Annotated in this window: 16 protein-coding genes; 4 read left to right on the top strand and 12 right to left on the bottom strand. The window is 45.1% G+C overall.

From position 1 onward, the window contains the following. Positions 1–66: 66 nt before the first annotated feature. The 6 genes from ACFQ21_RS12140 to ACFQ21_RS12115 all read right to left on the bottom strand — a co-directional run bounded on the left by ACFQ21_RS12140 (position 67) and on the right by ACFQ21_RS12115 (position 4994). On the bottom strand, positions 67–1671 hold the full coding sequence (locus ACFQ21_RS12140; RefSeq protein ID WP_377579343.1) for a hydrolase: 1605 nt from the start codon (positions 1669–1671) through the stop codon (positions 67–69). A gap of 223 nt (positions 1672–1894) precedes the next feature. Beyond that, positions 1895–2641 (bottom strand): PA3715 family protein, encoded by a 747-nt coding sequence (locus tag ACFQ21_RS12135; protein ID WP_377579341.1) that lies wholly within the window; start codon positions 2639–2641, stop codon positions 1895–1897. Between the two features lie 25 nt (positions 2642–2666). Next, positions 2667–3068 carry a hypothetical protein gene (locus tag ACFQ21_RS12130; protein WP_377579339.1) on the bottom strand — a complete coding sequence of 134 codons (402 nt, stop codon included), beginning with the start codon at positions 3066–3068 and terminating at the stop codon, positions 2667–2669. Beyond that, entirely contained in the window at positions 3065–3823 is a 759-nt protein-coding gene (locus ACFQ21_RS12125; protein WP_377579337.1) for a class I SAM-dependent methyltransferase, read from the bottom strand. Before ACFQ21_RS12125 ends, ACFQ21_RS12130 begins: the two co-directional genes overlap by 4 nt. Beyond that, positions 3811–4554 carry a DUF2071 domain-containing protein gene (locus ACFQ21_RS12120; protein WP_377579335.1) on the bottom strand — a complete coding sequence of 248 codons (744 nt, stop codon included), beginning with the start codon at positions 4552–4554 and terminating at the stop codon, positions 3811–3813. Before ACFQ21_RS12120 ends, ACFQ21_RS12125 begins: the two co-directional genes overlap by 13 nt. Before the next feature lie 14 nt (positions 4555–4568). Then, complete coding sequence (locus tag ACFQ21_RS12115; protein ID WP_377579333.1) at positions 4569–4994, bottom strand: DoxX-like family protein; 426 nt, start codon at positions 4992–4994, stop codon at positions 4569–4571. A gap of 219 nt (positions 4995–5213) precedes the next feature. Between ACFQ21_RS12115 and ACFQ21_RS12110 the strand changes: the two genes are divergently transcribed. Next, complete coding sequence (locus tag ACFQ21_RS12110) at positions 5214–5552, top strand: PadR family transcriptional regulator (protein ID WP_377579331.1); 339 nt, start codon at positions 5214–5216, stop codon at positions 5550–5552. Next, positions 5549–8239: an ABC transporter permease gene (locus ACFQ21_RS12105; protein WP_377579329.1), complete on the top strand. Its 2691-nt coding sequence runs from the start codon at positions 5549–5551 to the stop codon at positions 8237–8239. The genes ACFQ21_RS12110 and ACFQ21_RS12105 overlap by 4 nt, the downstream gene beginning before the upstream one ends. A 208-nt stretch (positions 8240–8447) precedes the next feature. Here ACFQ21_RS12105 and ACFQ21_RS12100 read toward each other — a convergent pair whose 3' ends face one another. Then, complete coding sequence (locus ACFQ21_RS12100) at positions 8448–8852, bottom strand: DoxX family protein (RefSeq protein ID WP_377579327.1); 405 nt, start codon at positions 8850–8852, stop codon at positions 8448–8450. A 365-nt stretch (positions 8853–9217) separates the two neighbouring features. Beyond that, positions 9218–9967 carry a DNA alkylation repair protein gene (locus ACFQ21_RS12095; RefSeq protein WP_377579325.1) on the bottom strand — a complete coding sequence of 250 codons (750 nt, stop codon included), beginning with the start codon at positions 9965–9967 and terminating at the stop codon, positions 9218–9220. 276 nt (positions 9968–10243) lie between these two features. Here ACFQ21_RS12095 and ACFQ21_RS12090 point away from each other — a divergent pair, with 276 nt between their 5' ends. Beyond that, the gene (locus tag ACFQ21_RS12090) at positions 10244–10738 is read left to right on the top strand and encodes a hypothetical protein (RefSeq protein WP_377579323.1); all 495 of its coding nucleotides are present in this window, start codon (positions 10244–10246) and stop codon (positions 10736–10738) included. 157 nt (positions 10739–10895) lie between these two features. Here the strand turns inward: ACFQ21_RS12090 and ACFQ21_RS12085 are convergent, their stop codons facing one another. From ACFQ21_RS12085 to ACFQ21_RS12075, 3 genes are all read right to left on the bottom strand, one after another. Next, positions 10896–11270 (bottom strand): iron chaperone, encoded by a 375-nt coding sequence (locus ACFQ21_RS12085; protein WP_377579321.1) that lies wholly within the window; start codon positions 11268–11270, stop codon positions 10896–10898. A gap of 45 nt (positions 11271–11315) precedes the next feature. Continuing rightward, positions 11316–11786: a VOC family protein gene (locus tag ACFQ21_RS12080; RefSeq protein WP_377579319.1), complete on the bottom strand. Its 471-nt coding sequence runs from the start codon at positions 11784–11786 to the stop codon at positions 11316–11318. 262 nt (positions 11787–12048) lie between these two features. Further along, positions 12049–12690, bottom strand: a complete 642-nt coding sequence (locus ACFQ21_RS12075) for a DUF3575 domain-containing protein (RefSeq protein WP_377579317.1) — start codon at positions 12688–12690, stop codon at positions 12049–12051. A gap of 303 nt (positions 12691–12993) precedes the next feature. Between ACFQ21_RS12075 and ACFQ21_RS12070 the strand changes: the two genes are divergently transcribed. Then, the gene (locus tag ACFQ21_RS12070; protein WP_377579315.1) at positions 12994–15408 is read left to right on the top strand and encodes an ABC transporter permease; all 2415 of its coding nucleotides are present in this window, start codon (positions 12994–12996) and stop codon (positions 15406–15408) included. 104 nt (positions 15409–15512) lie between these two features. Here the strand turns inward: ACFQ21_RS12070 and ACFQ21_RS12065 are convergent, their stop codons facing one another. Beyond that, positions 15513–16004, bottom strand: a complete 492-nt coding sequence (locus tag ACFQ21_RS12065; protein WP_377579313.1) for a hypothetical protein — start codon at positions 16002–16004, stop codon at positions 15513–15515. Positions 16005–16062: the final 58 nt, after the last annotated feature.

The raw sequence follows: 16062 nt of genomic DNA, 5'->3' as shown, positions 1-16062 counted from the left end.
TATATACTCTAAAAAAGAACAGGCTGCCCGAATGAGCAGCCTGTTGCATATATACCTGTAAATATACTATTGTACTTTCGCCAGCCAGAGCGAAGCATTCAGGTGAAGAGCCGGGTGTGAAGTATACCCGGTTGGAGCATCGCCTGACCAGCCGTTGAAGAGATTGTCGTTTGTATCGCCCGTGCCATCGTCTGAAGGTGAGCTGTCGCCTACAAATACAACGCGGCCGGTGCTATAGGTTGCCAGCAGGGCCATCACACCGTTGTTACTGCCAACGGTGCTGCTTGTGCGCCAGAATAGACCTTGCACGCTGCTGTTGTTGGAAGGATATAGTGTAGCCGTTGTACCTGCATAGAATGCGAGCTTGTTAGCGGTACCCGCTACTCCGTTCAATACAGCCTGAGCATTTGCATTGCTGCCGGTATATACTTTCGTAGTAGGCTCTTCATCAATATCCACATAGTCTACAACGAAGCCGAATGGATTGCTGTTGTTTATACCGTTGTTCGTCATCAGATCATTCCATACACGGGGAGAATCAAAACCATCACCATCACGATCAGAAGGATTATACCCATTTGAATCGGTACCTCCTGTTGTAGCGGCTGTGTGATCGGCTACCATCATCAACCCGCCACCGTTGGCAACAAAGTTCATGATTGCAGTTTTCTCAGATGCACTGAAGAGACGGTTCGGTTCTATTACCATGAATACATCATAGTTGCTAAGGTCTTGTGCATTCGATGCATTGCCATAAGTAATTGCAGTGCCCACCGGTAAAGATTCAACAAGATGTCCGCGTTTCACCAGTTCAACAGCCCATGCAGACATACCGCCTTTCCAATACGTTTCAGATGTACTGGATGTTATACCGGTATAAGAAGGTGTAGGATAACGTTGAGCTTTTGTCTCAACGGTTGTACCACCGGTATAGGTTGGTACATTCTCCGTTCCATCAGCATCGATCTGCCAGTCTGCGCTTCCTGCATTTTCATAGTGTGATGCATCGAACAGGAATTTTTTACCGGTAACACCACCGCCACCACCGTTGTCGTTGATGACGATATCATCAATGTTGATACGGTTCGAAGAGCCAGTCAACTTGCGTATCTCGAGTCTCACAGTGCCGGTAACATTCAAGGTAAATGACTGTGTTTGCAGGGAAGATGTAGTGGTAATGTTAGAGCCAGCCTGAGTCCAGGTGCTGCCACTGTTTACCGAGTACCACAATCCCCATTGACTCGCAGCATCGCTTCCATAGGTGCCATGCTTAACAGTAACCGTGCTGATACCGGTAGTGACATTGAACAGCATGGTAATTTTACCCGTGTTACGTATGCGTGCAGACCATGATCCCGCTTTCAGATCGCCTGCTAAATTACCAACCAGTGCATCATATAGATTCCATGAGCCGCTGGGAAGAGTAACGTTGTCTCCGCTGGAAGAACCGGTTGGTGATACATCGTAGGCAGTCTTTGGACTTGTACCACCCACTTCAAAACTTTCCGTAAGCGATACGGCCAACAATGATGCAGTTGCATCAGTAGCACGTTCACCGGAAAGATTTATACTTTGATTCTCTTGTATAAAGTTGTCGGCACAGCCAACCATGAGTAATCCTGCAGCGCATACTGCAGCAAGCACACGAAATGATTTAGAAATAACATTCATAATAATAGCTAAATAGGTTTAGTGAAACATGAAGAATAAAAATACAGATATCTGCAGAATATATTTCAATTCGCAAGACAGACGACCAAATGTATAGTTAAAATACAACACTCACTTTAAGCAAGTGTTTTGTTTGTGTAACGAAATGTTTTGAAATAGCTGCGAGCTTTAGCTGTGAGTGCTGGTGCTATAGTATAGTTAGGAGTTGTAACAAATGTTGGTGTTACTTTTTGATGGCTCGATACTGATTCTCTTTGAGATTAAATACAAGCTTTTGACTGGATTTTGTTTCGGTGTCGCTGGATATACAGTCTTCGTTCCTGACCATGTTTTCGGTTTCGGTTGTTTTTGTGTTTACCTGTATGTTGTTATAACCATTGGTTTTTTCCGGGAGGATTACCAGTACGCTTTTGCTGCTTGAGAAATTTCCGGCACAGTTTGTATCCCACTCTCCGGTTGACTGATAGGTTACAAAATCATGCAACACCTTTACGAATGTTTTGCCTTGCTGTATATATAGCGACAATGTTTCTTCGCCAAAAGGATTGGGCCTTGAGCTGCCGGTATAGCTGGCACGTAAGCCAATGGCGCGTACATTGGCAGCAAGTTTATAAGGTGCCGTATCGATTTGAAAGCCGGTCAGTCGAATAGCATCGGAAGTATATCGTTCCTTTTCAGCAAGCGAACAAAGTATAGTTCCTGTTTTTGTATCGGCCAGTACCAGGTAAATATCGAAGGTGCGCGCATCTTCTTCCTCGCCTTGCGGAAGGCCTAATAAAACAATGGTTACATTCTTGTTTTCCGGATGCGGTTTTGTCACGGTAAATTCTGCATCTATAGCTTCAGCCTTCAGCGATAGATTTTTCGCTACGTTATCAATAAGAGTCTGGTCGTTTTGCGCCTGCGCGAATGTTGCTGCGACACAAAGTACTATAACTGCTGTTGGTTTAAGACCGTTCTGAAGATACATAAGGAAAAAGTCTGTGCTATTTATACTATACCTGCTGCCAATATACCAAAAAGAATACGTAACTGAAGTAGCTCCACAATATAGAGAATACTATGTGCACAAAAGTTTCCAGTTTCTTGCCGCGCCATACCCTGGGAGAGTATACAAAGAACTGGAACAACAGGCGTGTGAACCAGAAGATGAAAAGCCCCAGCGATAAATGTTTGCCCAAAGTAGAACTGGCAAGTTCAGTGCCGCTATAGAGGCAAAGCAATCCCATCAACAGAACAATAAAAGCTATAAAGAACGTATGTACATACATAATCTGTTTGGAGATGAGACTCAATCCCGAGAGTTCCTGTGTCCAGTTAAAATACCGCGGCATTACAACATGCAGAAGCGAGAGCAGTATCAGGAATGTGCCTACTATTTTAATATGGAATATCATGGTTTTTTGCAGAGTATAAACAATGCCAGAAAGGGTGTAAGCGAAAGTTCTTGTTCGAGCGCAAAGCCGGCTTCGGTAAAATTACGTTTCCATTCTGCACGCGAGTGAAAATGAAAAAAGCCGATGTTGTAGGCAATAAAGTTGGGCAGATCGCGCAGGTGCTCCACAATAACAATACGTCCCGCAGGTTTTATACCGGAGTGTAGCTGTTTTAGAAAAGTAACGCGCTCGGCAGTGTTGCGTATTTCGTGCGCAGCGAAAATGTTAAATATATAGTCTGCCGGATTCGTTGTTAGCGGAATGTTATTAGAATCCACTTTTTGTGTATGCGGATAAGGGGAGTATAATTTTCGCGCACGTTCAATTGAAACTTCGGTGTGTTTTTGGGGATCGTAAAAATCAAAAACCTGCAACGTACTGGCAGGGTACCGTTGGGCGAGCAGGTGGCTCGTCTCATCAAACCCAGCGTGGATGTTCACCAGGCTTGCTCCGGGTGCAATGTTTAATGATTGAAGCCAGTCTAGACTATAGATATTCGAATAATCATAGATATAGTATGATACGCTCAGCGAAAGTGTAATACTTGCAGCAGCGATGGCAATTACCACGGGTATGACCCATTGTATACTATCCGCGAGGAATAAATTAACTATAGCCAGTATACCGATCAGCGTAAAGGCAATGACATAGAAATGCCAGTTAAAGCGGATGATGTTGATCACACCCTGAAACGGTTTTCGCGTTACGGTTTCCATAGATCAATTTTTCCTTTCTTCCAGTAGTATGGAATATCTTTAATCACAAATGCATTGGCGAGTACGATCGGGTGCAGATTCAGTTGATCAATAAAACCCGATTCGTGTTGAAGTACCCGCACGGGGCGTGGTGTCCAATCTTCGCGCACACCTTCTATCATCAATACCTCTTGGGTTTCGGCTTTGTAGGTAAAGGTAAAAGGTAATGGTCCGGCAAATCGCCTGGCTTCTTTCCATTCCTGGAAAGGTGAACCTGTGGGTAAAGGTATATCGCCTGTTTCATTCACATCAACAGTAACATTCAGTTTGGATTGAATGGATTTTACCTGTATGGTAGAACCGTTTTTGGTGAATTCGATATCCGTAGTCTTATAATGATAGTGCGTAAATATATTTCCGAAAAAGCTCATGCGCGCTTTATCCGTTTCAGATCGAAGTATATATAGTCCACGCAGGCGTTTCCCCTGGCTCGTTGTATACCGCACAAAAATGCGATAGCCGGTAAGAACGAAATCGTTGCCCATGAAAGTCGGAAATCCTTTGGGGCGAAGATTTTTTGTCTTTACCATCGCTGCTGCCACAAATGCCCATCGGTCCTGGAATGTATCCGGTGTAAGGCATTCGGGGAGTAATGGAGCCAGCACTTCTTTCGGTACAGCATACGTTAGTACCAGCGATGTATCAAAGAATGCCTCAACAGCAAAAGGATGATTTTTAAGAGACGATACCATGGTTCGTTAGTGGCTCATGAATATTTTCGATTACCGGTAAATATATACCGAAGACCTCGATCGTGGTGAAGTACAAACTCGTTGATATATACTACCAGGACAAAGACCGTGGCAAAAAAAGCATTGAACCTGCCAAACAGAAGAAGGTCGGGCACGAGTATAAACTCCAATATGTTCATCATTGCCACAATGCACATTTGAAGCAGCGCACACCAGCGGGATTTGATTCCGCTCGCAATCCAGATGGCCATTACAATTTCGGAAAGTCCGATCGCAATAGTAAGTATTGGGGCATGTGTTTCGCCCAGGATGCGCGCAACGATCATGCGGTGTCGCGGCACGTAGTTCAATACCTTACAAAACAAACCGTTTATAAACCACACCAACGTGATGGCTACTGTAAGCAGTGTCGGGAGAATGCGGTTAGGAGTATTACTCATGCACGGGAAATTCTCTAAATGTAAAACATCCCGGTGAATAGAACGGTGCTATGTAAGGTATCGTTGCATATACCACTCCGGTTATGGACGAATGTGTAGTATTTCCGGACGCATAGACTTTTCATGAACCTCCTGAAAGTTTGAAATCCTTTCAGAATCGATGTTTCTGTTGTGGCCGGGTATTTGGTCAGCAAAAATAGAGTAAATAACTCGTGTCCTATGAAACGAACGTATCTCGGAGAGTTTGAAGAGATTGTATTACTGGTGGTAGCGATGCTCGATCGCCAGGCGTATGGTGTAAACATTACGCATGAAATTGTAGAGCAGACCAGTCGCAGTGTGCGGCTTAACCAGGTGCATGCTGCCTTGCATCGCCTGGAAGATAAAGGTATGATTAGCTCGCGCATGGGCGACCCAACACCCGAACGTGGTGGCAGACGAAAAAGAATCTTTTCTATTACAACGTATGGCAGGCAAACGCTGCGCGATATACAGGTGGTGCGCACCAACCTTTGGAATTTATTGCCTTCATCGATGAAACTCATTACTGATTTATGAAACACCGCTATACTAAACCGGTTCCACCACGGTGGGCTACACGCTTGCTGCAATGGTATTGTGCTCCCCATGTAAGCGAAGAAATACAAGGAGACCTGGAAGAAGAATTTGACTACCAGGTAGAGAAGTTTGGTGTGAAAAAAGCGCGGCAGGACTATATCTATAATGTACTCGGTTTTATAAAACCTTTTGCTATAAAAAGAAGATCATCATCCACTTCAACCCCCATACTATCTATGAATATGTATAAACACTACCTGGTTGTTGCTGCCCGGAATGTGAGCCGGTATAAAATGTTTTCATTCCTGAACATTACCGGACTGGCACTCGGCATGACGTGCTGCCTTTTTATTTTCCTCTGGGTAAATGATGAACGCAGCGTTGATAACTTTCACGCGCATGGCGACCAACTCTATAATATATACCAGACGGTTCGCTCAAGCAATTCGGTTACGGGGTCATACACCACACCCATTCGCAGCCGAGAAAACAAAACCTATATTCCGTTGACAGATATACAGGCTGCAGTGCCGGAAGTGAAGTATATAAATTTCTATGCTACGGGTTATGAACTTCCGTGGGGACATTCGGAAACATTTCAGGCAGACGATAAGCTGCACAAACTGGAAGGCTCGCGCACGGGCAAAGATTTTTTCCAGATGTTTGATTACCCGGTTATAGCGGGCGATGCCAAAACAGCACTCGCTGATCTGAGCGGTATAGCGATATCCAGAAAAATGGCTGCCATGTTTTTTGAGACACCGCAGAATGCCATTGGCAAAAGTCTGCGATATGAGAATCGTCTCGACTTTGTAGTAACGGCTGTGTTTGAAGATGTACCTGCTAACAGTTCACTCAAATTTGATTTTCTTATCAACTGGGAGTCGCACATGACGCGGCTTGACTGGGCGTCCGGCAACGTGCTTACAACGCTACAGCTACACGAAGGTGCCGATGTTAAAAATGTAGAAGCGAAGATCAACCGTTTTGTACAAACGCAGTTGGACAAGAACGAACCATTTAAAATAGAGCTTGGCCTGCAGCCTTACCGTGATCAATACCTGGTGGCGAATTTTGTGAATGGCAAACCCTCCGGAGGGCGAATAGAGTATATACGTATCTTCAGTGGTGTGGCTATATTTATATTGATCATTGCCTGCATCAACTTCATGAATCTCTCTACGGCACGTTCGGTAAAGCGTGCGAAAGAAGTAGGTGTTCGCAAAGTGATTGGTTCTACACGCGGCAGTCTCATCGGACAGTTCTTTGGTGAATCCATTGTACTTTCATTCCTGGCATTATTACTATCGCTGGTATTGTTGCACGCATTACTGCCGGCCTTCAATATATTTACCGGCAAGCAAATTGTTTCGCCTCTTGCAGATCGTTCGTTGCGGTTGTTGTTGCCGGCACTCATTCTCTTTACCGGCATAGTGGCGGGAAGTTACCCCGCATTGTTCCTGTCATCGCTAAAACCAGCGCGTATACTTAAAGGTGTAATGCGATTCACCAGCAGTGCGCTCTGGTTCCGTAAAGGACTTGCTGTTTTTCAGTTTTCTATATCCATTATACTGTTGATCGTTACCATCGTTATATCGCGACAGACAAACTATATTCAGACATCACACCTTGGTTATGATCGCGAGAATCTGATCTATATACGCGTTGAAGGCGAACTGGCAAAGCAGGATAAATATTTAGCATTTAAAAATACGGCAGAGAAAATGCCCGGTATAGCAATGGTAGATCGGGCCAGTGAAGCTCCCCATGCGATGGGCTTTGTGGTGGATGACCAGGATGGCGTAGCCGAAACCAATGATATAGATAATGATGCTATAAAATGGGAGGGAAAGGAAAAAGGAACTTCCGTTGGTTTTAAACCGGTGTCTGTTGGCTTTGATTTTCTGAAGATCATGAATCTGAAAGTCGCGGAAGGACGTGGCTTCTCACGAGAAGTTACTACCGATACATCTGCATTTATGATAAACGAAGAAGCAGTAAAACAAATGGGAATAAAAGATCCGATCGGCAAATGGATTTCAGCCTGGCAGAAGAAGGGACATATTATAGGTATATTAAAAGACTACCATACCCATTCGCTGCACGAACCTATAAAACCACTCATTGTGGATGTCAAAGAGTATGAGTATTTCGGAGTAATTATGGTTCGCACAGAGCCCGGTAAAACGAAAGAAGCATTGGCCAGCCTTGACCAGGTATATAAAACCATTAATCCGGATTTTCCATTTGCATACCAGTTTCTCGACCAGGAGTATGAAAAGTTATATCGCAACGAGCAAATCGTTACCAAGCTCTCGAACGCGTTTGCTATACTCGCTATTCTTATTTCGTGTTTGGGATTATTAGGACTTGTGATGTTCTCGGCCGAGCAGCGTACAAAAGAGTTTGGTATACGCAAAGTGTTAGGTGCCACCGTAACCAACATCGTACAACTGCTGTCGCAGGATTTTCTTCGCCTCGTGCTGATATCGTTTTGTATAGCCACTCCGTTGGCCGGATACGCCATGTATCAGTGGTTGCAAAGATTTGCATACAAAATAGAACTCTCGTGGTGGATATTTATACTATCCGGAAGTATAGCATTGTGCATTGCACTGGCTACCATTTGTGTGCAGGCGTTTCAGTCGGCTTTGGCTAACCCGGTGAAGTCACTCCGATCGGAATAGCTGCGGGCTTTGAGCTTTGAGCCGAGAGAGAGAAGAGCTGCTGGCCTCTGGCTGCAGGGGAATACCGCTGTGAGAGAAAAAAAGGTTACTGGTTACAGGCTGCTGGCTGCAGGAAGGTACAACCACGCGTACAAGGTATATCTCGTGTTCGCTTAGTAGAATCTTCCTGCAGCCGGCGGCCAGAAGCCAGTAGCCAGTAGCCTTCCCGCTATTTCTCACTTCCCAACACGAGTGTGCGTACTCTTGCATCGCGCAGGTATAGTCCGAGCCAGACCAGTACCCCGAAGGTTATGGAAAAATATATAGGGAGTTTGGCTTGTACCATGATGGCTGTTGCACCTCCGAGGTAGGCCGTTAGAAATATAGCACCAATAACCGCGGTGCGTGGTATAATATATAGAATGGTGCAGATGAGCAGCACAACACCGATTGGTATTACGGCACTGTCGGAGAACCCGAGTTGTGTGGTGCCTTCTACCGAGTGCGATTCACGAATTATCTTCATAATCGCATCAAAGAGTAAAAAGAGTATACATAAACCACTGATAATGCGGCCTGTCCAAAGTGCAGCTTTGGAAAATGTTTTTGGTTGTTGAATTGTTGCAGTTTCCATAGTCCGATAATGTTTTAGTTTAACGTTTAAATGTTTCGTTGTTTGATGATGTAAAAGTACAGCAGTACCGTGTACAGCAGGTTATGCAAAAGCGACATTTAAACGGGGCGAATACGACAAAAAAATAGTCATGCAGAATTATCTCTCCACGTAGCTATATTTTTTCCAGCAGCTTGAAGCTGGCAGTCGGGAATGAAATCAAGTTGGGAAGTCAGTAAAGTCAGGAAGTCAGAAAGTCCGGAAGCAATGATACTAGGGTATACGTTTATGGTACTTGGGCGCAGCTTTACTCTTTCCCGTAACCAGCAGCCTGAAGCCAGCCGCCTCTTCTTCCTTTCTCACGGCTCACAACTCAAAGCTCGCAACTATTTCATATATATATCCCGCTGCTTCTTACTCAAGTGTTCTATAGCGTAGCGAAGTGCCACGCGTGGCATCGTAGCTGCGTGTTTGTCGAGGAAGAGAATGAGTTGTTCAGGACTTTTTCCTCCGGCAGCGCGGAGCCAGCTTCCGGTGGCTTTGTGAATGAGATCTTCCTTGTCTTTTAACAAGAGTTCGGCAATGCGAAATGTATCTTCAACATCACCTTGGCGTATAAAAAAGTATGTACTGACGATGGCCGTTCTGCGCTCCCACATATTTTTTGAACGCGCCAGTTTATAGAGTATATCACGAGGCTTGTCGTATAAATAGCCGCCCACTACATAAGGAGCAGAGCGATCCACCAGGTCCCAGTTATTGATCCGATCATGGCGTTTTATATATAGGTCGAATAACGCTTTTCGTTTCTCTTCCGGTAATTTTTTCTGACGTGCCTGAAAGTCTAATATACTTACACCGCCTACGCGCACTTCATGTATAGCGTTCTCCAGGAGTTTTTCTACTTCGGTCAATTCCATTGCCATAAACTCCTTTGCCAAGGCAAACACCTCGCCCATACGGACACCCATAAATTTATCACCCTTGCTATACTCATCTTCCGATTTAAAGTACTTCAGTATTTTTCTCAACTCGTCATCAGACTGATGTTCCTTGAGACGCTCAATAAATTCTTTAGCAGTAACTTTGCGAGATGCAGTTTTTTTAGCAGTAACTTTTTTTGCTGTCTTAGCCATAGGCGTGGGGTTGGGTAAATATACTACCAGAAGACGGAAGTAAGAAGAGTCCGGAAGTTGGAAAGTCCGGAAGCAATGACACTAGGATATACATTTATTGGTACTTGGCGTAGCCTTACTCTTTCTTGTAACCAGAAGCTTGAAGCCAGCGGCCCTTCCTTTTTCGAAGCTCGAGATCAGCAGTCCATCCTCTCGCAGCTCGAGGCTCACTACTCATAGCCAATTTTGTTCTGTGGATTTTTTTTCGTAACTACAATATACTTTTCCTACCTCGCCATGCGCATAATAGACCTAAAAACTTCCGCTTATTTCTCGGGCATGATCATGATTGCAGGTGCTGCCCTGGTGCTGATGTCTGTAATTGTATTTTTTGTAAAGATGTGGCTGGCTGTTTTTCTTTTTGTGTGTGGTATAGTAATCTTCACAACTCACTACAGGCTTCGCGTAGATCTTGATAAGAAAGTATTCTTCGACTACGTATGGATATTGGGAATGAAAAGTGGCGAACGCGGAACGTTTGATACGATCGAATATATCTTCATCAAGAAAAGTAATGTGTCTCAAACCATGAATCACAGAGCCGGGACAACCGTACTTCGCAAGGAAGTTTTCGATGGCTATCTCAAATTCTCAGACGTAAACAAAATACACCTGGCTTCCCGCGACAGCAAGAAAGACCTTGTAAAACAACTACAACCACTCGCCATGCAACTCAACGTCCGCGTGATAGACCACACCGAAGGACAGCCGTTTGAAATACGTATGGTGTGAATGGAAATAGCTGCGAGCCATGAGCCTCGAGCTGCGAGAAAGGAAGAAGAGCGGCTGCTGGCCTCAGGCTGCTGGCTGCAGGAAAGAGTGCAGCAACGATATATATACCAACAAACGGACCTTCTACCTTCATTGCTTCCGGACTTTCCCACTTTTCTTATTCCTTACTCTTGTTCTCTTTCACCCTCTCCTTTACAATCTTCTTCACCAACGGTGTGGGTATTGGTTTCTCCGGGGTGAAGTGAATGGTGCGGCCTGAACTTTTGAATGGGGCTAATTCTTTGGCGAAAGTTTCTGCTATAGATTTACTCACAACTACCAGCGAAAGATGATTTTTAAACGCTGCGAAATGTACCAGCGGACCATTCTGTTTATAGGTTGGTATCTGGTAACTGATTACTTCTTCAGCGTTGGGGGCTGCTGCTTTAATAGCTTCGCGGATTTTTTCGAGTGCTTGCTGCTGATCTTCGGGAAGCGCCATCAGGTACTCGTCAACCGTTTTAGGTGTGGCAATGGAGGTGTCTTTTTTCATAGGTGAAGTGCGTTTAATCCTTTAGACAACAGACTATATATATACTTACCCGTTGTAAACAGCCTCCATGGTTTTTATATCCAGCTTTACCATTTTCATAACAGCATCCATAACACGTTTTGCGCGGGCAGGATTTTTAGCATCGAGAAGTTTGTCGAGATTGGCCGGAACGATCTGCCAGGATACACCGTATCTATCTTTCAACCAGCCGCATTGTTGTATAGTGCCACCAGCAGAAAGTTTGTCCCACATAGTGTCGAGCTCTGCCTGGTCATCGCATTGTACTACAAAAGATATAGCTTCGGTAAATTTAAAATGCGGTCCGCCATTCAGGGCAGTAAATTCTTCACCGTTCAACTCGAACGCAACGGTCATTACCGTACCGGCCGGTTGCATGCCGCCTTCGGGATAATAGGTGGTGCTGTTGATCTTCGAGTTCTTGAAGATCGAAGTATAATAGCGTGCTGCTTCTTCAGCCTCGCTGTTGAACCAGAGGAAGGGAACTATCTTTTTCATGTCGTTATAGTTTAGCTGTGAGTTTTGAGCCTCGCGTTACGAGAGAAAGCTACTGACTTCAAGCTGCTGGCTTCCGGACTTTTCCAGCTTTCGGACTTCCGGACTCTTTTACTCCGCTTGCAGTACAGTATGTATACTCTGTCCCTCTGTGATTTCTTCTTTGCGGACCTTTGTGTTTCTGGATTTTGTCTACACGAAGATACAGCTACCACCCTGAAGCCAGCAGGTGCAATAACGACATACTAAGGGTGAACTACGACAATCAGAAACGAATACCGGCATTGACACCGGCTACAACCTGGAAGGAACGAATAGCTTCCTGACTCACATAACCACCTTTAACAGATGTCTCTACGTATACGCCACCCAGGAAACAGTCAATCGTAATTTTATCGGCAATTACCCATTGATATCCACCGTGGAGACCGCCACCCAACTGATCGATGTGCGCACCAATCATCTGGTTGTTGTCGTATACTTTGTAATCGGAGTAGATCAGAAACGGTTCGGCATAAAGTCCGGCAGGAGGTACGCGTTTCTTTAAAATATAGTAGCGTAAGGCAGGCATAAACGATATACCCTTGAAATCGAATTCTTCATATTTAAAATTCGCATACTCAATGGTTCCGAGTATACTGCGCGGTGCCGTGCGGGCAAGCCGTTCGAAAGTAACGTTGTAGTAGCCTGCCATAAATCCGAGTACATCGGTTTTTACAACATTGCGCTTGCGTTCAACGTTAAGGCTATCCGCCTCACGAAGTTTAGCTTTATACTTATCTACACGGGGGCGTTCTCGCGGCTGGTCTTGTCCGTTAGCATGGTAACAGGTAAAGCCAGTGCACATCAAAACAACAAGCGTTGCACGAAGCAGTACAACGGAAACATAACTTTTGAAAACAGGCATACGTGGGGTAGTATCGCGCAATATAAGGAAATAGCTGCGAGCTTTGAGCTGCGAGTTGCGAAAAAGGCTGCAAGAGGAAAGGCTGCGAGCCATGAGCTGTGAGCTGCGAGAAAGGAAGAAGAGTGGCTGCTGGCCTCAGGCTACTGGTTACGGGAAAGAGTATAGCTACGATACCGCACCAATAAACGTAAATACTACCTTCATGCTTCCAGACTTCCCGGCTTTCAGACTTCCGGACTCTTGCTTCTTCCTACTGCGTTGCTAACTTGTATATACATTACAACCAACCAACTACAGTTACTCATGCTGAAGCACTACTGGATAACCGCCATCCGCAACCTGATGCGCAGTAAATTATTCACATCTATAAACGTTGTCGGACTCTCTGTAAGCATTGCACTTTTTATGGCGCTTACCGGGTACGTTGCGTATCAGTTCAGTTACGATACATTTTATAAGGATGCTGAACGTATTTACCGCATCGACTATTACGAGTACCAGCAGGGACAACCTGTATTGCAAAGCTCACGCACGCACGATCGCGCGGCACTGCTGGCGGGAGAATATTTACCACAGATCGAAGCGGTTACCAGGGTATATAATGAAAAGGCCTATGTGTTTACGGAAGATGTACGCATTGTAGACCAGGACATGCTTTTTGTAGACAGCTCGTTCTTTAAAGTGTTTGATGTAAAGATCATCAGCGGGTCGGCTGATAATTCGTTGATACCGCCCAAAGCGGTTATGATATCGCAGTCGCAGGCGAAAGTATATTTTGGTGATGCTGATCCGGTAGGTAAAACAATATATTTCAACGAACGACTGCCCTTTACCATTACCGGTGTGTTTGAAGATATACCCGCCAACAGTTCTATCGACTATGATTTCTTATTGTCATGGTCAACGATGCCATTCTACGGATGGGTATCAAAAGATGGCGACTTCAGTTTCCCGTGGACATTCACCTTCGTAAAACTTCGTGAGCATGCTACGGATATAGCAGCCATTAACAACGAGCTGAGTCGCATGGCTGCCGAACATATTCGTAGTTTAAAAGATCGGGGTCACACAGGCCGCTATGAGCTGCGTCCGTATCTTGATCTGCATACTTCTACAACACTGGCCGGAGAGATCAAGCCGGGTATAAATAAAACCGTGCTATATGCTTTGATCTCGCTGGCGGTATTTATACTCGTAGCGGCCTGGATCAACTATATCAATCTGTCGCTGGCACGATCGCTGGAGCGTGCGGATGAAATTGGTGTGCGAAAAGTTTTTGGTGCTTCCCGTCTCACCATCAGCGGACAATTTGTGCTGGAAGCGTGTATCCTATCCGTGGTAACATTTTGTATTGGCTTCGGGTTGTATCATTTGTTTACCGGTCCGCTCTCCCAACTGCTGTTTACGAATATAACCTTTGCATCCATCAGCGTTACTTCATGGTTGCTTTATGCCGCTGCATTTGTAGCCGGTACTACACTTATCGCTTTTTACCCCGCCAACTTTATTTCAAAGTATAAACCGGTTATGATTCTCAAGAACAAACTTGGCACTGGTAAAGGCAAGGCCAATGTACTTCACCAGGGGCTTATGGTGTTCCAGATGTTTCTGGCCGTAGCCATTGTAGGAATTACATTTATAGCCGGCAGACAAATTAAATTCATGCACGAGTTTGATTCCGGTTTCAGTGCCGGGCAAACCATCAGTCTGCGTGCACCGGCCTCTACTAATTCTGATTCATTACGCTATACACGCTTTACTTCGTTCCGAGAAGAAGTGCTGCAACTTGCAGCGTTCAAGTCGGGCAGTGCATCGATGAATATACCGGGGCAGGAGATCCGTTTTCACGATGAAGGTATACATGCCGTTGGTTCCGAGAATGAAAAGAAGCAATCGTTCTGGATCATGTGGGTGGATGAAGGGTACCAGGAAACATTCGGCATGACGTTGCTCGGTGGTCGTAACTTTAACAGCCAGGAATCCGGCAAAGGCAATGCATGTGTTATTAATGAGACAGCCGCACGGGCGTTGGGCTATAAAACACCAACCGATGCCGTGAACACAACTATACTCACCAGCGATAATAAACCTGTAACGATAGTAGGTGTATGGAAAGATTATCATCATGAATCCGTACGCAAGCCGGTGGAGCCTGTTATATTCTATCACCGACATCCGCATGAGTATGGATATTATTCATTCAATGTCCAATCGCGCGAAGGAAATTACCTGGCAGCGCTTGAAGAGATCTGGCGCAGGCATTATCCCAACGATCAGTTTATATACCACTTCATGGATCGCTTCTTCGAAGAGCAATACCGTGCTGATGAGCTGTTCGGAAAATTACTCAGCGTGTTCAGTATCATTTCCATTAGCGTGGCCAGTCTCGGGTTGTTTGGTATGGCATCGCTCGCCATGGTAAAGCGCACGAAAGAGATCGGAGTACGCAAAGTACTGGGAGCATCGGTAGTAAACATCGTTCTGTTGCTTTGCAAAAACTACATCAGGCTTATTGCTATAAGCTGCGTGTTTGCATTCCCGGTTATATATTATTTAACCAACCGCTGGCTGCAGGATTTTGCATATAAAATAACAATAAGCTGGTGGATGATTGTGCTGCCCGGTGCTATCGTGCTCACTGCAGCACTCCTTACCATCGCTACACAAACCATTCGCGCAGCTACGGCAAACCCGACACGCAGTTTAAAGGAGCAATAAGTTTTTCAGAGTATTAACAACTAAAAACATACTTGTACGTATGGGGTATGCCTGGCGGTGCAACGTGGCACGTCAGGCATATATATTTATACCGGGCTGGTACTCTATAGAAAGGTGCTTCGCTTTATTTCAATGTAATGACTGGGGATGCGCAGCAGATCACTTTTTTCCACCACCAGTGTCTCTATACCTAAATCAAATTGGCGGGCGTATGCATTGGTATTTGCTTCGGCCAGCAGGATGTTGTCCTCAAGCACTTCGTTGTCGTCATCAATCTCGGCCCAGACCATAATGGTTGCGGGAGCAAGCGCGAACGCGAGCGTATCCGGCAGCGCATTGCGTTCCATCACTTCGTGCAGGTATTTCAGGATAACATTTTTGATCAGCACCTGTGTGGCTTCCCTTCGTATATTCTTGAAGATCGTTCCATCATCAGCTGCAATTATATGTTGGTAAAGGGCCCTGGTATTTTCATCTTCCATAACCGACTGAAACTTCGGTTGATCTGTTCTCATACCCGAAATCAGATTTTCAAACCATGGCTCCTGTGCGGCAGGCAGGATGCTTCGGAATGTCTTTTCAATCATTTTCTGCATACACGGTGCTTTCTGTGTTTTCCCTTACATCACTGCCCCGGATAATTCTCATCATTTG

The sequence above is a fragment of the Ohtaekwangia kribbensis genome (genome assembly GCF_042676245.1).
Taxonomy (GTDB): domain Bacteria; phylum Bacteroidota; class Bacteroidia; order Cytophagales; family Cyclobacteriaceae; genus Ohtaekwangia; species Ohtaekwangia kribbensis.
This window is presented reverse-complemented; position numbering and strand designations above follow the sequence as displayed.